The organism is uncultured Luteimonas sp., assembly GCF_947492465.1.
GTDB lineage: Bacteria > Pseudomonadota > Gammaproteobacteria > Xanthomonadales > Xanthomonadaceae > Luteimonas.
In genome coordinates, this window is record NZ_CANLNF010000003.1 from 322,013 (window position 1) to 343,242 (window position 21,230).

Sequence of the window (21,230 nt, forward strand, 5' to 3'; positions counted from 1 at the left end):
GGTATTCGATCAGCCGGCGCTGGTGGCGGCGGCGGGAGCGGCGGCGGGCGCCTGCGGGGCGGCGGGCTCTTCGCCCTGCTGCACGTCGTCGACCATGTCGGGATCGACCGAGCGCGGGGCGGTGCCGTCACCCTGTTCGGGGATCTGCGAGGGCTCGGCCGGGGCTTCGCCGGCGGCCTTCTGCGCGGCCAGCCACTGGCCGAACTCTTCCTGCGACACGGCCTTGACCACGATCGGCATGAAGCCGTGGTCCTTGCCGCACAGCTCGGCGCACTGGCCGCGATAGAGGCCCGGTTCCTTGATGTCGGTCCAGGCCTCGTTGATGATCCCGGGGATGGCGTCCTGCTTCCAGCCCAGCGCCGGCACCCACCAGGAGTGGATCACGTCGTCGGCGGTGATCACGAAACGGATCTTGGTGTTGACCGGCAGCACCAGCGGGTTGTCCACGTCGAGCAGGTAGGCCGGGTGCGCGTCCAGTTCGGCGCGCGTGGTGTCGCCGTTCTGGCGCAGCCGGTCGCTCTCGCGGTCCAGGCGGCTGGTGATCTCGACGTTCTCGCCCAGGTACTCGTACTTCCACATCCACTGGATGCCGGTGACCTTGACCGTCATCTGCGAGTCGCGGGTGTCGTACATCGCGATCAGCTTGGCGGTGGCGGGCACGGCCATGATCACCAGCAGGACCACCGGGATGACCGTCCACAGCACCTCGAGCCTGGTGCTGTGGGTGAACGAGGTGTCCGGCACCGCGCCCTTGGAGTGGCGGAACTTGAACATCGCGTAGCCCATGGCGAGGAACACCACCGCGCCGATGGCCACGCAGATCCACAGCGCCAGCATGTGCGCCTCGTAGGCGTGGCGCGCCGATTCGGTCACGCCGCGGCCCATGTTGAGCTGCCAGCGCGTCGGAGCCGCGGCCACCGCCGCCGCCGGCAACGCCGCCAGAACCGCCAAACCCCACCGCGAGAAACGCGCCTGCCTCATGCCTCGACCCCAAATGTCTTCGCTAGCGGCCTGCCGGCCGCCAGCGAACTGGTGATGAATCGCCGCGGCCGGCCTCCCGTGCGGAGCAACCGGCCACGCGATACCGCGTACAACGACGCGCAACCGCGATGCGGAGGCGCGAAAACTCCCGAATGGTAGCGGCCGCGGCGCTCGAGGGGCAAGCCGGCGCACCCGCGCGGGCCTGCGCAGCGGCCTCGGGGCGGGCCCGGACGGCCGCGCAGGGGGTGCCGCGCGCCGCCGACGCGCTGGCGAAGCGGACGGCGCGCCGGCCGCCATGCCAGGGCCCTCCCCGGCCGTCCAGGGTCGCATTTGTGCCGGCGCAGGCACCGGAACCGCGGGAAACGTTCAATCCGCGCCGATCCGCTGGCGCGAGAATGGCGCATTCCCCGCCCGCGGCCCGACCGCGACGCCCGCCATGGCCGCCATGCACACACCGCCCGATCCCGCCTCTCCCGCCCGCCCCGTCCACATCGACGCCTTGCGCGCCGCGATCACCGCTGCCTGGACGCTGGACGAAAGCGCGCAGGTGCAGGCGCTGCTCGCCATCGCCCGCCAGCCCCTGCCCGGCTGGGGCGCGACCGAACGCGCCGCGGTGCACGCCACCGCCACCGACCTGGTGCGGCGGGTGCGCGCCCGCGCCGCCGACCAGGGCGCGATCGAGGCCTTCATGCGCCAGTACGACCTGGGCAGCGAGGAAGGCGTGCTGCTGATGTGCGTGGCCGAGGCGCTGCTGCGCATTCCCGACGAGGACACCGCCGACCGGCTGATCCGCGACAAGCTCGGCGAGGCGGACTGGAAACGGCACATGGGCCGCTCCGATTCGGTGCTGGTCAACGCCTCGACCTGGGGACTGATGCTGACCGGCCACCTCGTCGACCTGGCCGACGAGACCAGGCGCGACGCGCACGGCGCGTTCAAGCGCCTGGTCGGGCGCGTGGGCGAGCCGGTGATCCGCCTGGCGGTGCGCCAGGCGATGCGGATCATGGGCCACCAGTTCGTGATGGGCCGGACCATCGGCGAGGCGCTCACGCGCAGCCGCAAGGGCGCCAACGCCGCCTACCGCTATTCGTTCGACATGCTCGGCGAGGCGGCGCTGACGGCGCACGACGCCGACCGCTACCTCAAGGCCTACGGCGACGCGATCGACGCGATCGGCCGCACCGGCCCGTTCGCCGACGCGATCGCCGCGCCCTCGATCTCGGTCAAGCTCTCGGCCCTGCATCCGCGCTACGAGCACGCCAAGCGCGAACGCGTGCTGGCCGAACTGGCGCCGCGGCTGCTGCAGCTGGCGCGGCAGGCCAGGGGCTACAACATCGGCCTGACCGTGGACGCCGAGGAAGCCGACCGCCTGGAGCTGTCGCTGGACGTGATCGCGGCGGCGTGGACGGACGCCTCCCTCGCGGGCTGGGAGGGCTTCGGCATCGTCGTGCAGGCCTACCAGAAGCGCGCCCCGTTCGTGATCGACTGGATCGCCGCCCTGGCCCGCCACCACGGCCGCCGCATCCCGGTGCGCCTGGTCAAGGGCGCGTACTGGGACTCGGAGGTCAAGCGCGCGCAGGTCGAGGGCCATGCCACCTATCCGGTGTTCACCCGCAAGCCCAACACCGACGTCAGCTACCAGGCCAACGCGGTGCGGCTGCTGTCGAACACCGACGCGATCTACCCGATGTTCGCCACCCACAACGCGCAGACCATCGCCGCGATCCACCGGATGGCCGATTTCCTTCTCCCTCCGGGAGAAGGTGCCCGAAGGGCGGATGAGGGTACGCAGCACGCGGATGGTGATGCGCGCGCCCGACCCTCACCCCAACTCCTCTCCCGGGGGGAGAGGGGCTCCATGCATCCCTACGAGTTCCAGAAGCTGCACGGCATGGGCGACGACCTCTACGCCGAGGTGATCCCGGCCGACAGGCTCGGCGTGCCCTGCCGGGTGTATGCGCCGGTCGGCTCGCACGAGGACCTGCTGCCCTACCTGGTGCGCCGCCTGCTCGAGAACGGCGCCAACTCCAGCTTCGTCAACCGCATCAGCGACGAAGCCGTGTCGATCGACGACCTGGTGCGCGACCCGGTCGAGGTCGTGTCCGGCTTCGACAGCATTCCCCATCCGCGCATTCCGCTGCCGGTCGACCTGTACCGCAGCTTCGGCCTTGAAAGGAGCAACTCCATGGGCGTGAACCTCGCCGACGACGACCAGCTGCGCCGCCTGGCCGCGCAGATCGACGCCAACACCGCCGACTGGCAGGCGGCGCCGCTGGTGCCCGGGGCGCAGCCGTCCGGCGCGATGCTCGACGTGACCAACCCGGCCGACCGCCGCCAGCGCGTGGGCCGCTGGCAGGCCGCCGACGCCGCCACCGTCGAGTGTGCGCTGGCCAACGCCGTGGCCGCGCAGCCGGGCTGGGACGCGACGCCGGCGGCCTCGCGCGCAGCGATCCTGGAACACGCCGCCGACCTGCTCGAGCAGCGCATGGCGCAGTACATCGCGCTGTGCACGAAGGAAGCGGGCAAGACCATTCCCGATGGCGTGGCCGAGGTGCGCGAGGCGGTGGATTTCCTGCGCTACTACGCCGGCCAGGCGCGCCAGCTGTTCGCGCCCGAGGCGCTGCCCGGCCCGACCGGCGAGTCCAACACCCTGCAGCTGGGCGGGCGCGGCGTGTTCGTGTGCATCAGCCCCTGGAACTTCCCGCTGGCGATCTTCATCGGCCAGGTGGCCGCAGCGCTGGCCGCGGGCAACAGCGTGATCGCCAAACCGGCCGAGCAGACCAACCTGGTCGGCTGGCACGCGGTAAAGCTGCTGCACGAAGCCGGCATCCCGGCCGATGTGCTGCAGTTCGTGCCGGGCGACGGCGCCAGCGTCGGCGCGGCGCTGACGTCCGACCCGCGCGTGGCGGGCGTGGCCTTCACCGGCTCGACCGACACCGCGCGCGCGATCAACCGCGCCATGGCCGCGCGCGATGCCGCCATCGGCGTGCTGATCGCCGAGACCGGCGGCCAGAACGCGCTGATCGCCGACTCCTCGGCCCTGCCCGAGCAACTGGTCAAGGACGCGCTGGCCTCGGCCTTCACCTCGGCCGGGCAGCGCTGCTCGGCGGCGCGCGTGCTGTTCGTGCAGGCCGACATCGCCGACAAGGTGGTCGGGATGATCGCCGGCGCGATGGCCGAGCTGAGCGTGGGCGACCCGGCGCTGCTGGCGACCGACGTCGGTCCGGTGATCGACACCGATGCGAAGTGCCAGCTCGAGGACCATGCCGGGCGCATGCGGGGCCAGGCGCGCCTGATCGCCGAGGCGCCGCTGGGCGCGGACACCGGACACGGCACCTTCTTCGCGCCACGCGCCTGGGAACTGGATTCGCTCTCGCAGCTGACCCGCGAGAACTTCGGCCCCGCCCTGCACGTGATCCGCTGGAAGGCCAGCGAGCTCGATGCGGTGGTCGATGCGATCAACGCCACCGGCTACGGCCTGACCCTGGGCATCCACTCGCGCATCGACCAGACCGTCGAGCGCATCGTGCAGCGCGCGAAGGTCGGCAACGTCTACGTCAACCGCAACCAGATCGGCGCCGTGGTCGGCGTGCAGCCCTTCGGCGGCCAGAACCAGTCCGGCACCGGCCCCAAGGCCGGCGGCCCGCACTACCTGCCGCGCTTCGCCACCGAGAAGACGGTCACCATCAACACCACCGCCGCCGGCGGCAACGCCTCCCTGCTGACGTTGGGCGAGTAGGCACGTATTGTGCGCGGCACTGCCGCGCGTGACTGCGAGCGCCCGCTGCGCTGCAGCGGGCCGGACGAATAGCTGCCGCTTGCGCGGCACTGCCGCGCGCAGCTATGAGCGCCCGGCGCGCTGCGGCGGGCCGGAAGCTTGGCGCCATCAGTGAGCACGCCCGCGCACGAGCGAGCGCCCGCTGCGCTGCAGCGGGCCGGACGCTTGGCGCGATCAATGAGTACGGGCGCGTCACAAACGAACGCCCGCCGTGCTTCGGCAGGCCGGACGATGATCCGCCGTTTGCGCGGCACTGCCGCGCGTGCCTGCGAGCGCCCGCCGTGCTTCGGCGGGCCGGACGAATAGGCGTGTAGTGCGCGCGGGCAACCACCCGCTTCCGTGGGAGCGCCCTCGGTCGCGAAAGCCTTCGCGCGCGAGCGCGCTCCCACACAGACAGACAGGCAGGCGGACGGGTCCGGTGGTCATGTCCGCTTCTCCCCAGCCCGGGAGGCACCCAAAGAAAAAGCCCCGCCGAAGCGGGGCTTTTTCGTTCCATCGATGTCGCCGGTCAGAACCGGTACTGCGCCGAAACGCCGTACAGGTTGGCGCTGCCGTCGAACGGGCCGACCATGCGGCTGCCGCCAGCGGTGATGTCCACCTTCGGGTCGTCCGGCTTCAGGTGGCTGAAGGCGAAGTTGACGTCGAGCGCGTCGCTGACCGCCCAGGTCGCGCCGATCGAGTACCAGCGGCGATCGTCGTCGGGCAGGCGCGGGGTGCGGTGCACGAGGCTGGTCGGGGTCTGGTCGTCGGCGATGCCGCCGCGCAGGGTCCAGCTGTCGTTGAGCTTGTACTCGGCGCCCAGCGAGGCGAAGGTCGAATCGCTCCATTCGAAGGGCTCGACCGCATCCGGATCGGGGTTGCCGAACTCGATGCGCACCTCTTCCAGCGACGACCAGCCGGTCTCGGCGAAGCTGGCCGACATCGCGAAGCGCTCGTTGATCTGCCAGTGCGCACCGATCTGCAGCAGCGACGGCGTGGTCAGCTTGGCGCCGCCCGGGCCGTCGAGGAACAGCGGGGCCGTCATCGGACTGGCGCCGAACACGGCCGCGACGTTGCCCGGCACGGTCCAGTCGGCGGTGCCGGCCAGCTCGTAGTCGATCTCGGAACGGTAGCTCACGCCCAGCGCGAAGTTGTCGGTCGGGCGGAAGTGCGCGCCGACCAGCCAGCCGAAGCCGTTGTCGTCGCCCTGGATCTCGACGAAGCCGTCGGCGGCCTGCGGCAGCGCGAACGGCAGCGGACGGGTCGCCGGGTTGGAGTACAGCAGGGTGCCGAAGTCGACCGACTTGGACAGGGTCACGTCCGCGCGCGAGATGATCGCGCCGATGCCGACCGAGAAGCGGTCGGTGATGTCGATCGCGCCCGACAGGGTCAGGTCGACGATCTGCACGTCGGAGGTGTGGGCGAAGTAGCGGCCCACCCAGTTGTCTTCGTATTCGGTCTTCAGGCCGAACGGCGCGCTGACCATCGCGCCCAGCGCGACGCCGTTGTCGAGCTTGCGGATGTAGGACATCGCCGGGACCGGGGTCACGCCGCCAGCGTCGCCGCCGTTGCTGCCCGTCATCGGACGGCCGAAGGCGTCGGTGGCGGTGCCTTCGAACTCGTAGTTGAGGTCGATCGCGGTGACGTCGATCTGGAAGGTGCTGCCCTCGAACTGGGTCATGACCGCGGGGTTGTTGACCACCACCGAGGAGTCGCCGGTCTTGGCGGCGGTCCCGGCAAACGAGCTGCCCTGGGACTTGACGCTGTTTTCCTTGAGCTGGAAGCCGGCGGCCTGGACGTTGGACGCGAATGCCATGGCGCCGGCGATGCCGAGGGCCAGGACGGTAACGTGGGGAATCTTGCGCATTGCGTGGGTCTCTCTCCGGTGACGGGATGTGCCGCGCCGCGTTGCTGGCGGGCCATGCCCGCCTTCGCCGCCGGAATTCTCCCTCCCGACCCACGACGCGCGCCGAACTATACCGTACTGCGCCGTGTGGTGAACGTGCGTTCCGGCACGCGACGGGGCGCGTGGTTTTGCGCTCGCCGAGGCCCGAACAGGTAAGGTTGGCGGCATGTTCGTGTCCGTTCCCACCCGCACCCGCACCTCCCTGCGCTGGGCCACCCCGCTGCTGGCCGCGTCCCTGTGGGCCGCCTTCGTCTGGGCGATCTCGCGCTCGGACGACAGCCAGCGCGCGCTGATGCTCGAATGGGGCGCGCTGGCGGGCGGACCGGCGAACGCCGACCCCTGGCAGCCGTGGATGGACGGCGGCCACTGGCTGCGCCTGCTGAGCGCGCTGTTCCTGCACGCCGACTGGGCGCACCTGCTGGGCAACCTGGTGTTCCTGCTGATCTTCGGCCTGCCCGCGGAGCGGGTGATGGGGCCGTGGCGCTTCCTGGCGCTGTTCTTCCTCGGCGGGGCGCTGGCCAACCTGTTCGCGGTGCTGGTGATCGGCGCCCCCGACCGCCTGATCATCGGGGCCAGCGGCGCGGTGTCGGCCCTGATCGGGGCCTACCTGGCGCTGTTCCCGCAGGCCCGGCTGGGGGTGGTGGTGCCGCTGGGCCTGTTCCTGGAATTCGTGCGCGCGCCGGCCTCGCTGCTGATCGGGGTATGGGCGGTGCTGCAGGTCGTGTTCGCCTACATCGGCCCGGCCTTCGGCGCGGTGGCCTGGGCCGCGCACGCGGCCGGCTTCGCCTTCGGGATCGTGTTCGCGATCGCTTCGCGCGGCGCGATCGCGCGGCGGCTGCGGCGCCTGAAAGGGTATTGAGCCGGCCGCACGGCACTTGCCAACCGGGCCGCGCGCCCTCACGTTCCGGCAGCGCCATCCATCCCCGACTTCCTGACTCCCCACCGTCCATGTCCAAGCCGCTCTACAAGATCAGTTTCCTCAACCACGGCAAGGTCTACGAGCTGTACGCGCGGCGCGTGGAGAGCGGCCGGCTGTGGGGCTTCGTCGAAGTCGCCGAGCTGGTGTTCGACGTGCACGAAGGGCTGGTGGTCGATCCGACCGAGGAGCGCCTGCGCGACGAGTTCGGCAATACCCGCGCCCTGCACCTGCCGATGCAGTCGATCCTGCGGGTGGAAGAGGTGGAGAAGAAGGGCCAGTCGGCGATCCGCGACGCCGAATCGGGCGAGAAGGTGGTCACCCCGTTCCCGCTGCCGGCCAAGCCGCGCTAGCGACGGTGCGTTCGCGCCGCGTCCGCGCGGCAGAACGATACGACGGCCTCGCCTGCACGGGCCCGGCCTCTTGCGGCCCGTGCCGATGACGGCCGGCTTGGCCGATACTGCGCGCACGGCCCTGCGGGGCGTCGCGCGCAGACCCATGGCATCGACCCCCACTGCCCTCGCCCTCGTGGCCGCCGGCGGCGCCGCCGGCTCGCTGGCGCGCTACCTGCTGGCGACCTGGACCCTGCAGGCGGCCGCGCCGCAGAAGTTTCCGGTCGGCACCCTGCTGGTGAACCTGGCCGGCTGCCTGCTCGCCGGCCTGCTCGCCGGCCTCGCAGAGCGATACCCGGGCTGGCTAACGGAAGAACTGCGGCTGCTGCTGTTCGTGGGCGTGCTGGGCGGCTTCACCACGTTCTCGGCATTCGGCCTGGAGACCGTGCAGCTGCTGCGCCGCGGCGAGTGGCTGGTGGCCGGCGGCTACGTCGGCGCCAGCGTGCTGCTGGGGCTGGCGCTGGTGCTGCTGGGCATCCGCCTGGCGGGTCCGGGCGGCTGATCGCCACGCCGCCGCGCCGGCGGGCTGACGGGCGGGACGCACCGCGCGACGCAGTCTGCGCCAGGCCGTTGCCAACCAGGTGGACGCGGGACCGGGCGGCGCGGGCCGCGCGGCGGCGGCGCGGTTCGGCTAGTCGCGTGCTGGCGCCGGCGCGGTCGCCTGCGGTGCGGCCCTGGCCGGCGTCGGCTTCTTGAGTTCGGCCAGCGCCGCCTGGATCGGACCGTCGCCCGGCAGCACGTCGCCCGCGGTGGTGCCTTCCTCGTCGTCGCCGCGCAGGTGGCCGGGCAGGGTGGCTTCGATCTGGCGCGGCGTGGTGGCGGCCTCGTCCTCGCCGGCCTCCGGCTCGAGCACGACATCCGGGTCGATCCCGCGCGCCTGGATCGAGCGCCCGCTGGGGGTGTAGTAGCGGGCGGTGGTGAGCTTGACCGCATCGCCGTTGCCCAGCGGCAGCAGGGTCTGCACCGACCCCTTGCCGAAGCTGCGGCTGCCGACGATGCGGGCGCGGCCGTGGTCGTGCAGGGCGCCGGCCAGCACCTCCGAAGCACTGGCCGAGCCGGCATCGATCAGCACCACCACCGGCGCGCCGTCGAGCAGGTCGCCCGGGGTCGCGTTGAACTCGGTGTCGTTGGCGTCGATGCGGCCGCGGGTGCTGACGATGCGGCCCTTGTCGAGCAGGTCGTCGGCCACGCGCACCGCCGCAGTCAGCAGGCCGCCGGGATTGCTGCGCAGGTCGATCACCAGTCCGCGCAGGCGGCCGCCCGCCTCGCTACGCAGGCGCGCGACGGTGCGCGAGAAGTCCTCGCCGGTCTCCACCTGGAAGGCGCTGATGCGCACGTAGCCATAGCCCGGCTCGAGCATGCGGCCGCGCACGCTGGCCACGCGGATCGTCTCGCGCCGCACCGTGATCTGCAGCGGCTGCGCCTCGCCCTCGCGTACCACGCCCAGCACCAGGCTGCTGCCCGGCGGGCCGCGCAGCGGACCGGCGCCCTCGGCGTCGGCCGGGGTCAGCGCGCGACCATCCACCGAGACGATGACGTCGCCGGACCGGATGCCGGCCTTGGCCGCGGGCGTGTCGTCGATCGGCGCGATCACGCGCACCTTGCCGTCGGGCAGCTGCATGACCTCCACGCCGATCCCGTCGTAGGCGCCGCTGGTGCCTTCGCTGAAGGCTTCGGCCGCGTCCTTGTCCAGGTAGGCGCTGTGCGGATCAAGGTCGAGCAGCAGGCCGCGGATCGCCGAATCCATCAGCTTGCGGTCCTCGACCGGATCGACATAGCCGCCCCGGATCGCGTTGAACAGGCCCACGTAGCGACGGATTTCCTCCAGCGGCACGCGGGTGGTGGCGCTCTCCACGGCGTCGGGATCGTCGCTGGGGCCGGTAACGCCTTCCTGCGGTTCCTGTGGTTCCTGTGGTTCCTGTGGTTCCTGTGGTTCCTGCCGGTTCTGCGGTTCCTGCGGTTCCTGCGGTTCCTGTGGTTCCTGCGGGTCCTGTGGTTCCTGCGGTTCCTGCGGTTCCTGCGGTTCCTGTGGTTCCTGCCGGTCCTGCGGTTCCTTTGCTTCCTGCGGTTCCCGCGCCTCTTGCGATTCGCGTTGCGGCGCGTCCTGTTGCTGCGGTTCCGGTTCGGGGGGTTGCTGCGCGTCCTGGGATTCTTCCAGGCCCTGCGCCGCCTCTGCATCCTGCCGGGGCTCGGACTGGACCTGGCGTTCCTGCGCCTCCGGCGACTGCCGCGCTGGGGCGGGGGCTTCGCCATCCTGCGCCTGTTGTCCGGAATCCCGCGCCGGCGTCGGCGCTGTCGGTGTGCCGTGCCTCTGGCCCGCCTGGATCCGGAACTCCGGATCCTGCGCCTGGATCGGAGACGCGGCCAGCGCCAGCGGCAGCAGGGCAAGCAACAGCGACGGGGTGCGAACGGGCATGCAGGGGACTCCGGAACGGGACGGCGCCGATGCGCTCTGGCGCGCGGTGCGACCGATTATGCGGCTGCGCCGGGAAGTTTCGTGAAGCGCAGCCGGATGGGGTCGCGCCGGCCGCGGACGGCACCGGCCGCGGCAGGCCGGACCGCCACCCGCGCGACAGCGACAGTGAGAAACGCCCGTGGGAGCGCGCTCGCGCGCGAAGAAGAAGTTGGCGACCGAGGTCGCCTCCGCATGTGACGCCAGCACGCGGGCCCGCTCGTGCGGCCCGCCGTTTCGCCGCCGGTCCGCTCCGCAGCCTCAGCGCCGCTGCAGGAAGCTGGTCGGGTTCACCGGCTGGCCGTTGCGGCGCAGTTCGAAGTACAGCGCAGGCTGGCCCTGGCCGCCGGAATTGCCGACGGTGGCGACGGCATCGCCGCGCCTGACCTGCGTCCCCGCCTCCTTGAGCAGGGTCTCGCAGTGCGCGTACAGGCTCATCGCGCCATTGCCATGGTCGACGATCAGGATCATGCCGTAGCCGGTCATCCATTCGGCGAACACCACGGTGCCGTCGGCCACCGCCTGCACGCGGGTGCCGGTCGGCGCGCCGATCAGCACGCCGCTGCTGCTGCGACCGTCGGGCATGCGTCCGCCGTAGCCGGCCAGCAAAGCGCCCGACAGCGGCCAGCCCAGGCCACCGACCTGGATGGGTGCGGCGCGGGCCACCGCCGGCGCCGGGGTGCGCGTCGCGCGCGGCGCGCTGCCGGCCGGCTCGCGCGCCGCGCGTGCGGCGGCGGCGCGGCGCTCGGCTTCGGCCTTGGCGGCGGCCGCGCGCAGCCGCGTCAGCAGGCGTTCCAGCGATTTCGCATCGCGCCCCAGCGCCTGCTCGCGCGAGCTGCGGTCGCGGTAGCGGCGGTCGATCCGGGCGACGGCCTGCGCGTGCGTGCGGCGGTCGCCCTCGAGCGCCTGCACCTGCGCGCGCTGCTGCGCACGGACCTGCTCGAGCTCCGCCTGGCGCTCGCCGATGCCGCGTTCGAGCGCCTCGAGCGCGTCGAGCTCCTGACGCAGCGCCTCGATGCGCGATGCGCGCTGGCGCTGCAGGTAGCGGTGGTAGGTCAGCGCGCGGCTGGCCTCGGCCACCTGGTCCTGGGCCAGCAGCAGCTTCAGCGGTGCGGCGCCGCCGCTGGCGTAGGCCGAACGCAGCAGCGCATGCAGTTCGCCGCGCTGGGCGTCGACGCGCGCCTGCAGCGCATCGCGCTGCGTGGCCAGCTCGGCGAGCGCGGCCTGCTGCCGCGCCAGTTCGGCCTCGGTCTCGCGCAGCGTGCGCGCCGAACGCGCCACCTGCTCGTCGGCCGCGCGCAGCTGCCGGGCCGCGTCGCCGCGCTCGCCCTCCAGCCTGCGCCGCTCGCTGGCGACGTCGTCGAGTTCCTTGCGCACGCGCTCCAGGCGCCGCTCGGCCTCGCGGCTGTCGCGCTGGGCCAGCGCTTCGGGCGGGGCGAGGAGTCCGGCGGCGAGCAGCACCAGCGCCGCCCACGCCAGCCGCACGCACACCGGCTCGGTCATCCGCGCGGAACCAGCAGGGTCTCGCCGGTCATCTCGGCGGGCTTGTCCAGCCCGAGCAGGTCGAGGATCGTCGGCGCCAGGTCGCGCAGCGCGCCACCGGCGCGCAGCTGCGCCGGGCGGCTGCCGACGTACACCAGGTCGACCGGGCCGACCGTATGCGAGGTGTGCGGCTCGCCGGTGACCGGGTCGCGCATCATCTCGCAGTTGCCATGGTCGGCGGTGACCAGCAGTTCGCCGCCCTTGGCGCGCACCGCGGCCACGATCTCGCCGACCGCGCGGTCCACCGTCTCCACCGCCGTGATCGCCGCCGACAGCACGCCGGTATGGCCGACCATGTCGGGATTGGCGAAGTTGCAGATGATCGCGTCGAAGCGCTCGGCCTCGATCGCCTCGACCAGCCGCGCGCACACTTCCGGCGCGCTCATCTCCGGCTGCAGGTCGTAGGTGGCGACCTTGGGACTGGGCACCAGGATGCGTTCCTCGCCCGGATACGGCGCCTCGCGCCCGCCGCTGAGGAAGAAGGTGACGTGCGCGTACTTCTCGGTTTCGGCGATGCGCAGCTGGGCCAGGCCCTGCGCGCCCAGCACCTCGCCCAGGGTGTTGGCGAGGTTGTCCGGGGCGAAGGCCAGCGGCGCCGGCAGGCTGGCGTCGTACTCGGTCAGGCAGACGTAGCGCGACAGCGCCGGCCGGCGCACGCCTTCGCCGAAGCCGTCGAAGCCCGGCGCGACGAAGGCCGCGCTGAGCTGGCGCGCGCGGTCGGCGCGGAAGTTCATGAACACGATCGCGTCGCCGTCGCGCATCGGCTGCGCGCCGGCCAGCGCGGTCGGCCTGACGAACTCGTCGTTCTCGCCGCGCGCGTACGCCGCCTGCAGCGCGGACAGCGCATCGGGCGCGTCGCCCTGCGCCTCGACGATCGCATCCCAGGCCAGGCGCACGCGCTCCCAGCGCTTGTCGCGATCCATGGCGTAGTAGCGGCCCGACACGCTGGCGATGTGCGCGTTGCCCAGTGCGTCGCACTTGTCCTGCAGCGCGCGCACGCTGGGCTCGGCCGAACGCGGCGGCATGTCGCGGCCGTCGAGGAAGGCATGCACGGCGACCCGCGACACGCCGCGGCGCGCCGCCAGCTCGAGCATCGCGAACAGGTGCTGTTCGTGGCTGTGCACGCCGCCGGGCGAGAGCAGGCCCATCAGGTGCAGGGTGCCGCCGCCGGCCATCGCCGCGTCGCAGGCGGCCAGCAGCTCGTCGTTGTCGAAGAAGCTGCCGTCCTCGATCGCCGCGTCGATGCGGGTCAGGTCCTGGTAGACGATGCGTCCGGCGCCGATGTTCATGTGTCCGACTTCGGAATTGCCCATCTGCCCGTCCGGCAGGCCGACGTGGCGGCCCTCGGTGTGCACCAGGGTGGTCGGATGTTCGGCCAGCAGCCGCCGCCAGTTGGGCACGTCGGCCAGGGCGATGGCGTTGTCGTGGGGGTCGTCGCGGTGTCCCCAGCCATCGAGGATCAGCAGGACGACGGGCCTGGGGCGCGCGGAACGGGGAGCGGGGGCGGCTGGCACGGACGGGAGTCCCGGTGACTTTCGACCGGTGCGATTGTAGCCAAGCGGGCGCAAGCTGTCGGACACGCAACAGGCGCCGCGACCGTTGCAGCGGCAACCGCGCGCCCCAACGGAGGAATCCCATGTCATCCATCCGCTTTTCGCTGTCCCTGGCCCTGGTCGCCCTGCTGTGCGCGCCGCCGGTGCTGGCGCAGCAGGACATCAGCAAGGTCAACGGCAGCATCGTGGCCCAGGCCGGCCGGCCCTACGGCGACGTGGAGACGGTGAACGGCAGCATCACGATCGAAAGCGGCGCCAGCGTGAAGGACGCCGAGACCGTGAACGGCAGCATCCGCGCCGCCGACGACATCGGCGCCGACAGCCTGTCGACGGTCAATGGCGCCATCCGCGCCGGCCAGCGCGCCACCGTGCGCGGCGACGTGGAGACGGTGAACGGCAGCATCTTCCTCGGCGAGGGCGGGCGCGTGGGCGGCGGCGTCGCGACGGTGAACGGCGCGATCGGCCTGGTCGACGTGGACCTGGCCGGCGGCATCGCGACGGTCAGCGGCGACGTCACCGTCGGCGTCGGCTCGCACGTGACCGGCGGAATCCGGGTCGAGAAACCCTCGTCCAACTGGTTCCCGGTACAGATCAACAAGCGCAAGCCCAGGATCGTGATCGGCCCCGGCGCGGTGGTCGAGGGCGAACTGGTGTTCGAGCGCGAGGTCGACCTGTACGTGCACGACACCGCGCGGGTGGGCAAGGTCACCGGCGCGACGGCCACCGCCTACAGCACGCCGCGGGCGCCGCAGGACTGAAGCCCTGCCGCCGGCCTTCCGCGGCAGCGGACGGCGCCGCCGGTCCGTCTTCCGGCGGAGCCGCCGCGACGACGCGTGGCCGGGGCTTCCGGCCCTGGCCGCGGCTGCGGGCCGGCGTAGAATCGGCGGTTCTGCTTTGCCTGGAGCCCACCGAATGCGTTCACCCCTGATCCTTGCCTGCGCCGGCAGCCTGCTGCTGGCCGCATGCAGCCGCGAGCCGGCCGCGCCGGCCGAAGTCGCCGCGCCCGATGCCGCGCCGGCAGCCGAACACGCCTTCAAGCCCGAGATCGACGCCGACGACCTGCGCACCCTGGTGACCACCCTGGCCTCGGACGAGTTCGAGGGCCGCGCGCCGGGTTCGGCGGGCGAGGAGAAGACGGTCGAGTACATCAAGGCCCAGTACGAGCGCATCGGCCTCAAGCCCGGCGGCGACAACGACAGCTACTTCCAGACCGTGCCGATGGTGGAAACCAGCGCCGACGAGTCCACCGTGCTGCGGCTGGACAGCAACGGCGCGACGCGCGAGCTGAAGTTCGGCCCGGACATGGTGATCGGCACCCGCACCGGCCAGGCCGAGGTCTCGGTCAAGGACAGCGAACTGGTGTTCGTCGGCTATGGCGTCAACGCGCCCGAGCAGGACTGGAACGATTACGCCGGCCTCGACGTCAACGGCAAGACGGTGGTGATCCTGGTCAACGACCCGGGCTTCCACGCCAACGACGAATCGCTGTTCGACGGCAACCGCATGACCTACTACGGCCGCTGGACCTACAAGTTCGAGGAGGCCGCACGCCAGGGCGCGGCCGCCGCCCTGATCATCCACGACGACGAAGGCGCGTCCTACGGCTGGGACGTGGTGAAGAACTCCTGGTCGGGGCCGCAGTTCGACCTGCGCGCCGAGGACGATCCGGAACCGCGCGTGCCCGCCCAGGGCTGGATCAGCGGCGACGTGGCGCGCCAGCTGTTCGCCGACTCCGGGCTTGAACTGCAGGAGATGTACGCATCCGCCAACCGTCGCGGCTTCAAGGCCGTGCCGCTCAAGGCGAAGGTGTCGTTCGACCTGCGCAGCACGGTCGCGCAGAAGTCCTCGCAGAACGTGATCGGCTATCTCCCGGGCACCGAGGCGCCGGACGAGACGGTGATCTACCTCGCCCACTGGGACCACCTGGGCAAGCACGAGGGCCACGACCCCGACGCCGGCACCGACATGCTCTACAACGGCGCGGTCGACAACGCGACCGGCGTCGCCGGCATCATCGAGATCGCGGAGAAGTTCGCGGCCGCGCCGCCGCGCCGTTCGGTGGTGTTCCTGGCGGTGACGCTGGAGGAGTCGGGCCTGCTGGGATCCAAGTACTACGTGGCCCAGCCTTCGTTCCCGCTCGAGAAGACCGTGGGCGTGATCAACCTCGACGCGATGAGCGTGGGTGGCCGCGCGCGGGACGTGGTGGTGACCGGCAAGGGCAATTCCGAGCTGGAGGACATCCTGCTCGGCCACGCCGGCGGCCAGCAGCGCACGCTGGTGGAGGAAGGCAACCCGGCCGGCGGCTTCTACTTCCGTTCCGACCACTTCAACTTCGCCAAGGCCGGCGTGCCGGCGCTGTACGCCAAGGGCGGCAGCGACCTGGTCGAGGGCGGCAGCGAGGCCGGCAAGCGGGTCGGCGAGGAGTACGCGCGCCGCTACCACCAGCCCAGCGACGAGGTCCACGAGGGCTGGCGCTTTGACGGCATCGCCGAGGACCTGGAACTGCTGCACGCGGTGGGCCAGGAACTGGCGGCCGGCAGCACGTGGCCCAACTGGTACGAAGGCAACCCGTTCAAGGCCGCGCGCGACGCGCAGCGCGCGGGCCAGTGAGGCCCGCGCGGCGACGCGCTTGATCGGAAACGGCGCCGCAAGGCGCCGTTTTCGTTCGCATCGCGCCCTCGCCCCCACCCCGGCCCGACCGTCCCCCGCAAGCGGGGGAGCAAGACCGACCAGACGGCGAAGGCTTTCCTGTCCCCGCTCGCGGGGGAGGGATAGCGCGCGCAGCGCGCGAGGGTGGAGGCACGGGACTGCCGCGTCCCGCCCCCCCCCTGCCCTACCCTGTCCCACCCGACCCGGAGACCGCCATGACCCTCGCCACCGCCTACTGGTGCGTGCTGATCGCCGCCGTGCTGCCCTACCTGTGGGTCGGCTTCGCCAAGGCCGGCGCGCCCCGCTACAACAACCGCAATCCGCGCGCCTGGCTGTCCAAGCAGGAGGGCAACTACCGGGTGCAGCGCGCCAATGCCGCGCACCTCAATGCCTTCGAGGCCTTCGCCCCGTTCGCCGCCGGCGTGGTCATGGCGCAGCTGGCGGGACTGGAGCCCGCCACCATCGCGATGCTCGCGGTGGCCTTCGTGGTGCTGCGGGTGCTGCACGGCGTGTTCTACCTCGCCGACATCGCGACCGCGCGCAGCCTGGCGTGGGTCGCGGGGTACGGCTGCGTGCTGGCGCTGCTGGCCCTGGCGGCGATGCGCATCGCCTGAGCCCTGCCCGGCGCGGCTGGTCAGCCGGCGACCAGCCGCACCCGGGCGAAGTTGCGCTTGCCCACCTGCAGCACGCCCTCGAAGCCCGGCGCGAAGGCCATCCCCGCATCCTCCACCACCACACCGTCGACCTTCACCGCACGCTCCTTGAGCTTGCGGTTGGCCTCCGAGTTGCTGGGGGTGATGCCGGCTGCGGTCAGCAGGGCGGCGATGCGCAGGCCCTCGGCCGGCACGGCCACGTCCGTCAGCGGCAGCAGCGAGGTGTCGCCCTGCCCGGTCACCGCCGCCTGCCAGCCGGCGATCGCGGTCTCGGCCGCGCCGGCATCGTGGAAGCGGGTGGCCAGTTCGCGCGCCAGCCGCAGCTTGACCTCGCGCGGATTGAGTCCCGATGCGACCTCGGCCCGAAGCCTGGCGGCCTCGTCGATGGAAATGTCGAAACTCAGCAGCTCGATCCACTTCCACATCAGCGCATCGCCGATCTTCATGGTCTTGTTGACGATGTCGATCGCCGGCTCGGCGATGCCGATGTAGTTGCCCAGCGACTTGCTCATCTTGTTGACGCCGTCCAGGCCCTCGAGCAGCGGCATGGTCAGCACCACCTGCGGCGCCTGGCCGTGCGCCTCCTGCAGGCCGCGGCCCATCAGCAGGTTGAACTTCTGGTCGGTGCCGCCGAGCTCGATATCGGCCCTGAGCGCCACCGAGTCGTAGCCCTGCACCAGCGGATACAGGAATTCGTGGATGGCGATCGACTGCTGCGCCGCGTAGCGCTTGGCGAAATCGTCGCGCTCGAGCATGCGCGCCACGGTGTGCTGGCCGGCCAGGCGGATCATGTCGGCTGCCGACATCGCCCCGAACCATTCGCTGTTGAAGCGCACCTCGGTGCGCTCGCGGTCGAGCACCTTGAACACCTGCGACTCGTAGGTGCGGGCGTTCTCCAGCACGTCCTCGCGGGTCAGCGGCTTGCGGGTGGCGTTCTTGCCGGTGGGGTCGCCGATCATTCCGGTGAAGTCGCCGATCAGGAACACCACCTGGTGGCCCAGGTCCTGGAACTGGCGCATCTTGTTGAGCAGCACCGTGTGGCCCAGGTGCAGGTCCGGGGCGGTCGGGTCGAACCCGGCCTTGACCCGCAGTGGCCGCCCCAGGGCCAGGCGCGCGGCCAGGTCCTCGTGCTTGAGGATCTCATCGGCCCCCCGGGCGAGCAGGTCGAAGGCGGTCGGGTCGGCTGGGGCGGAACTCATCGGGGCGGTTTGTCCAGGTGATGGGCCGGAATGTGATCCCGGTCAAAAGAAACCATTAAATATCCGTGAAGTCGGCTAAAGATCCGAAAAGCCTTGGCCGACAAGGGTTTGACGCTCTGATTTCATGTGCTTATCGTACCGCGCTGACGCGCCCGTCACGCCCTTTGGACACCACCATGACGCAGCCGCCCCAGATGTCACCGGATGACGTCCAACGCCAGAACATCCGCGAACAGAACCTGCGGGCCGCCGCCGAGAACACCGCCAACGAGGCGCGTTTTGCCGATCCGCGCGACGCGGCGCGGTTTCCGTTCAACGGCCGCTGGACCCGCCGCGACTGGGCCCACGCCAGTCTGTTCGCCACCCTCGGCGCACTGGTCATCGGCATGGTGCCGGGCTTCTCCAACGCCATGCGCACCGACGCCCTTGCGCCGGAACTGACCACGCTGTCGCTGCCCCTGCCGCCGCTGCCGGTCGCCACCCGCGCCCAGGCGCAGCAGCGCGCCTGGGACCTGGTCAAGGTCGAGAGGGGCCAGACGCTCGGCGCCATCTTCGAGGCGCGCAGCATTCCCGCCGCCACCCTGCATCGCCTGCTGGACGCTTCGAGCGACCGCCAGGCGCTGACCCGCCTGCGCCCCGGCGCCGAGCTGGGCTTCGACCACGCCGCCGACGGCCGCCTGGTCGCGCTGCGCTACGACCGCAACGACACCCAGCGCGTCGAACTCTCGCTGGCCGGCGACAAGGTCGTGGAAAAGGTCATCGAGCGCCCGGTCGAGGTCCGCACCGCGGTGATCAGCGGCAAGGTCGGCAAGTCGCTGTTCCATTCGGCGCGCAAGCTCGGGCTGAGTGCCTCGGTGATCAACACGCTCACCGACGAGGTGTTCAAGTACGACATCGACTTCGACCGCGACGTCACCTCCGGCGACCGCTTCAGCGTGGTGGTCGAGCAGACCTGGCGCGAGGGCGAGCTGATCCGCAGCGGTCCGGTGACCGCGGCGGTGTTCACCGCCAAGGGCAAGCCGTTTACCGCGGTGCGCTTCGAGCGCGACGGCAAGGGCGAGTATTTCACCGCCGAGGGCCGGCCGCTGAAGAAGAGCTTCATCCGCAGCCCGATCCAGTACGCGCGTCTGAGCTCGCGCTTCGGCACCCGCCGCCACCCGGTGCTGGGCACCTCGCGCATGCACAAGGGCGTGGACTACGCCGCGCGCTCCGGCACCCCGATCATGGCGGCCGGCGACGCGCGCGTGGTCTCGTCGGGCTGGCACGGCGGCTACGGCAACACCGTGGTGCTCGACCACGGCAAGGGCCACACCACCCTCTATGCGCACATGTCGCGCACCGCCAGGCTCAAGCGCGGCGAGCGGGTCTCGCAGGGCCAGGTGATCGGCTACGTGGGTTCGACCGGCCTGTCCACCGGCCCGCACCTGCACTACGAATTCCGCGTCAACGGCGTGCACCGCAATCCGCTGCAGCACACCATGCCGCCGCCGGAACCGCTGAGCGGCACCGCCCTGGCCCAGTTCCGCCAGCAGACGGCGCCGGCGCTGGAGCGCATCCGCGACGTCGAGGAAGTTCTCTACGCCACGGTGCCCGCACGGCCCTCGCAGGACGATCCGCAGGTGGCCGCGGCGACGACGCTGCCCGGCAACCGCAAGGGCTGAGCGCGCGCCGTAGGGGTCCTGATCGGGAGGCCGGGCTTCCAGCCAATCCAAGGCCGGTGCGCCGCTCGCTGACGGCGAACGCCTGCACCCGCAAAGGCCCTCCGGGCCGGCGCGACATTCTGCGGCGGCGCCCCCGCCCACCCCGGCAGGCCGCGGGCCGTAGAATCGGGCCATGTCAGATCTCTACCTCGGCCTGATCTCGGGCACCAGCGCCGACGGCATCGATGCCGCGCTGGTCGATTTCGCCGATGGCCAGGCGCGGCTGGTGTTCGGCCGCACCTATCCCTGGGATCCGGCGCTGCGCGCGCAGCTGGTCGCGCTCGGCCAGCAGGGCGCGTCGCTCTCGCTCGACGCCATCGCGGAACTCGACGTGCGCGTGGCCCGCGCCTTCGCCGAGGCCGCCAACCTCGCGCTCGCCGACAGCGGCACCGCCGCCGCGGCGGTACGCGCGATCGGCTCGCACGGGCAGACCCTGCGCCACCGCCCGTGGGGGCCGTACCCGTTCACCCTGCAGCTGGGCGATCCGTCCACGCTGGCCGAACGCACGTCGATCACCGTGGTGGCCGACCTGCGCCGCCGCGACATCGCCGCCGGCGGCCACGGCGCGCCGCTGCTGCCCGGGCTGCACGCGGCGCTGCTGCGCGCCCCGGACGAGGACCGCGCGGTGCTCAACCTCGGCGGCATCGCCAACCTGACCCTGCTGCCCGCGCGCGGCCAGGTGCGCGGCTTCGACACCGGCCCGGCCAACGCGCTGATGGACGCCTGGTGCCTGCGCCACCTGGCCGAGGACTTCGACCGCGGCGGCGCCTTCGCCAGCCGCGGCCAGGTCGACGCGTCCCTGCTCGAGCGCCTGCTCGACGACCCCTGGTTCACCCAGCCGCCGCCGAAGTCGACCGGCCGCGACCATTTCCACCTCGGCTGGGTCGAAGCGCGGCTGCGCGGCGACGAGGCGCCGGCCGACGTGCAGGCCACGCTCAATGCACTGACCGCGCGCACCGTCGCCAATGCGCTGATGGCCACGCAGCCGGACACGCGCCGGGTGATCGCCTGCGGCGGCGGCGTGCACAACCCGCGGCTGATGGCGGCGCTGGCCGCCGCGCTGCCCGACGCCCGGGTCGAATCCACCGTCGCGCACGGCCTCGATCCCGACCACGTCGAGGCCATGGGCTTTGCCTGGCTGGCGCGGCAAACCCTGCTTGGCCTGCCCGGCAACCTGCCCAGCGTGACCGGTGCGGCCGGGCCGCGCGTGCTGGGCGGGATCTATCCGGCCTGAGCCGGTCCACCCCGTCCCGCCCGGGACGCCGCGGCCTGCGCCTGCTTCCGGTGGTCTTCGTGCTGCTCGGCCTCGCGTCGCTGCTGCGGCTGGCGCGCGACGGTGCCGCCTGCGACGGGCTGGCCGGCGCGGGCCTGGTCCTGCTGGCCCCCGGCTGGCTGCGCGGCGATGGCACCGCGTCGGTAGGCGGGCACCGTCTGCGCGTGGCCCTGGCCGCGGGCGGACTGCTGCTGATGGCCGCGGCCACGGTGGTGCTGGTGCGGGGCTGACGACCGGGCTTTCGAGCGGCCATCGCA

16 protein-coding genes are annotated in these 21,230 nt (G+C 71.9%); 10 read left to right on the top strand and 6 right to left on the bottom strand.

All coding sequences use genetic code 11. The features are described from left to right. Positions 1-9: 9 nt before the first annotated feature. Positions 10-981 (bottom strand): cytochrome c oxidase subunit II, encoded by a 972-nt coding sequence (gene coxB, locus Q0863_RS09490; RefSeq protein WP_298577568.1) that lies wholly within the window; start codon positions 979-981, stop codon positions 10-12. A gap of 445 nt (positions 982-1,426) precedes the next feature. Here coxB and putA point away from each other — a divergent pair, with 445 nt between their 5' ends. Continuing rightward, positions 1,427-4,720, top strand: coding sequence for a bifunctional proline dehydrogenase/L-glutamate gamma-semialdehyde dehydrogenase PutA (putA, locus tag Q0863_RS09495; RefSeq protein ID WP_298577805.1), 3,294 nt, complete (start codon positions 1,427-1,429; stop codon positions 4,718-4,720). A 547-nt stretch (positions 4,721-5,267) separates the two neighbouring features. Here the strand turns inward: putA and Q0863_RS09500 are convergent. Then, the gene (locus Q0863_RS09500) at positions 5,268-6,605 is read right to left on the bottom strand and encodes an outer membrane protein transport protein (protein WP_298577570.1); all 1,338 of its coding nucleotides are present in this window, start codon (positions 6,603-6,605) and stop codon (positions 5,268-5,270) included. A 205-nt stretch (positions 6,606-6,810) separates the two neighbouring features. Between Q0863_RS09500 and Q0863_RS09505 the strand changes: the two genes are divergently transcribed. The 3 genes from Q0863_RS09505 to crcB all read left to right on the top strand — a co-directional run bounded on the left by Q0863_RS09505 (position 6,811) and on the right by crcB (position 8,454). Further along, the gene (locus tag Q0863_RS09505) at positions 6,811-7,503 is read left to right on the top strand and encodes a rhomboid family intramembrane serine protease (protein WP_298577572.1); all 693 of its coding nucleotides are present in this window, start codon (positions 6,811-6,813) and stop codon (positions 7,501-7,503) included. 89 nt (positions 7,504-7,592) lie between these two features. Beyond that, positions 7,593-7,913: a DUF1820 family protein gene (locus tag Q0863_RS09510; protein WP_298577574.1), complete on the top strand. Its 321-nt coding sequence runs from the start codon at positions 7,593-7,595 to the stop codon at positions 7,911-7,913. A 145-nt stretch (positions 7,914-8,058) separates the two neighbouring features. Then, positions 8,059-8,454, top strand: coding sequence for a fluoride efflux transporter CrcB (gene crcB, locus Q0863_RS09515; RefSeq protein ID WP_298577576.1), 396 nt, complete (start codon positions 8,059-8,061; stop codon positions 8,452-8,454). Positions 8,455-8,583: 129 nt separating this feature from the next. On the opposite strand, the gene Q0863_RS09520 is transcribed toward crcB, so the two are convergent. The 3 genes from Q0863_RS09520 to gpmI form a co-directional block, all read right to left on the bottom strand. Beyond that, positions 8,584-10,368 (bottom strand): S41 family peptidase, encoded by a 1,785-nt coding sequence (locus Q0863_RS09520; protein WP_345780523.1) that lies wholly within the window; start codon positions 10,366-10,368, stop codon positions 8,584-8,586. Positions 10,369-10,665: 297 nt separating this feature from the next. After that, positions 10,666-11,907: a peptidoglycan DD-metalloendopeptidase family protein gene (locus Q0863_RS09525; RefSeq protein WP_298577578.1), complete on the bottom strand. Its 1,242-nt coding sequence runs from the start codon at positions 11,905-11,907 to the stop codon at positions 10,666-10,668. After that, the gene (gpmI, locus tag Q0863_RS09530) at positions 11,904-13,460 is read right to left on the bottom strand and encodes a 2,3-bisphosphoglycerate-independent phosphoglycerate mutase (RefSeq protein WP_298577580.1); all 1,557 of its coding nucleotides are present in this window, start codon (positions 13,458-13,460) and stop codon (positions 11,904-11,906) included. Before gpmI ends, Q0863_RS09525 begins: the two co-directional genes overlap by 4 nt. A 122-nt stretch (positions 13,461-13,582) precedes the next feature. On the opposite strand from gpmI, the gene Q0863_RS09535 reads away from it, so the two are divergent. The 3 genes from Q0863_RS09535 (at position 13,583) to Q0863_RS09545 (ending at position 16,762) form a co-directional block, all read left to right on the top strand. Then, positions 13,583-14,257 (top strand): hypothetical protein, encoded by a 675-nt coding sequence (locus tag Q0863_RS09535; protein ID WP_298577582.1) that lies wholly within the window; start codon positions 13,583-13,585, stop codon positions 14,255-14,257. A gap of 154 nt (positions 14,258-14,411) precedes the next feature. Next, positions 14,412-16,109, top strand: a complete 1,698-nt coding sequence (locus tag Q0863_RS09540; RefSeq protein ID WP_298577584.1) for a M28 family metallopeptidase — start codon at positions 14,412-14,414, stop codon at positions 16,107-16,109. Positions 16,110-16,363: 254 nt separating this feature from the next. Further along, positions 16,364-16,762, top strand: coding sequence for an MAPEG family protein (locus Q0863_RS09545; RefSeq protein WP_298577585.1), 399 nt, complete (start codon positions 16,364-16,366; stop codon positions 16,760-16,762). Between the two features lie 20 nt (positions 16,763-16,782). Here the strand turns inward: Q0863_RS09545 and tyrS are convergent, their stop codons facing one another. After that, the gene (gene tyrS, locus Q0863_RS09550; protein ID WP_298577587.1) at positions 16,783-18,000 is read right to left on the bottom strand and encodes a tyrosine--tRNA ligase; all 1,218 of its coding nucleotides are present in this window, start codon (positions 17,998-18,000) and stop codon (positions 16,783-16,785) included. Between the two features lie 176 nt (positions 18,001-18,176). Between tyrS and Q0863_RS09555 the strand changes: the two genes are divergently transcribed. From Q0863_RS09555 to Q0863_RS09565, 3 genes are all read left to right on the top strand, one after another. Then, positions 18,177-19,661 (top strand): peptidoglycan DD-metalloendopeptidase family protein, encoded by a 1,485-nt coding sequence (locus Q0863_RS09555; RefSeq protein WP_298577588.1) that lies wholly within the window; start codon positions 18,177-18,179, stop codon positions 19,659-19,661. A gap of 172 nt (positions 19,662-19,833) precedes the next feature. Then, positions 19,834-20,934, top strand: coding sequence for an anhydro-N-acetylmuramic acid kinase (locus tag Q0863_RS09560; RefSeq protein ID WP_298577589.1), 1,101 nt, complete (start codon positions 19,834-19,836; stop codon positions 20,932-20,934). Between the two features lie 59 nt (positions 20,935-20,993). Further along, entirely contained in the window at positions 20,994-21,203 is a 210-nt protein-coding gene (locus tag Q0863_RS09565) for a hypothetical protein (protein ID WP_298577590.1), read from the top strand. The last annotated feature ends 27 nt before the right edge of the window (positions 21,204-21,230 follow it).

Coding starts and splice junctions, on each gene's coding strand:
- coxB (WP_298577568.1), bottom strand. CDS start 981: ATGAGGCAGGCGCGTTTCTCGCGGTGGGGTTTGGCGGTTCTGGCGGCG.
- putA (WP_298577805.1), top strand. CDS start 1,427: ATGCACACACCGCCCGATCCCGCCTCTCCCGCCCGCCCCGTCCACATC.
- Q0863_RS09500 (WP_298577570.1), bottom strand. CDS start 6,605: ATGCGCAAGATTCCCCACGTTACCGTCCTGGCCCTCGGCATCGCCGGC.
- Q0863_RS09505 (WP_298577572.1), top strand. CDS start 6,811: ATGTTCGTGTCCGTTCCCACCCGCACCCGCACCTCCCTGCGCTGGGCC.
- Q0863_RS09510 (WP_298577574.1), top strand. CDS start 7,593: ATGTCCAAGCCGCTCTACAAGATCAGTTTCCTCAACCACGGCAAGGTC.
- crcB (WP_298577576.1), top strand. CDS start 8,059: ATGGCATCGACCCCCACTGCCCTCGCCCTCGTGGCCGCCGGCGGCGCC.
- Q0863_RS09520 (WP_345780523.1), bottom strand. CDS start 10,368: ATGCCCGTTCGCACCCCGTCGCTGTTGCTTGCCCTGCTGCCGCTGGCG.
- Q0863_RS09525 (WP_298577578.1), bottom strand. CDS start 11,907: ATGACCGAGCCGGTGTGCGTGCGGCTGGCGTGGGCGGCGCTGGTGCTG.
- Q0863_RS09535 (WP_298577582.1), top strand. CDS start 13,583: ATGTCATCCATCCGCTTTTCGCTGTCCCTGGCCCTGGTCGCCCTGCTG.
- Q0863_RS09540 (WP_298577584.1), top strand. CDS start 14,412: ATGCGTTCACCCCTGATCCTTGCCTGCGCCGGCAGCCTGCTGCTGGCC.
- Q0863_RS09545 (WP_298577585.1), top strand. CDS start 16,364: ATGACCCTCGCCACCGCCTACTGGTGCGTGCTGATCGCCGCCGTGCTG.
- tyrS (WP_298577587.1), bottom strand. CDS start 18,000: ATGAGTTCCGCCCCAGCCGACCCGACCGCCTTCGACCTGCTCGCCCGG.
- Q0863_RS09555 (WP_298577588.1), top strand. CDS start 18,177: ATGACGCAGCCGCCCCAGATGTCACCGGATGACGTCCAACGCCAGAAC.
- Q0863_RS09560 (WP_298577589.1), top strand. CDS start 19,834: ATGTCAGATCTCTACCTCGGCCTGATCTCGGGCACCAGCGCCGACGGC.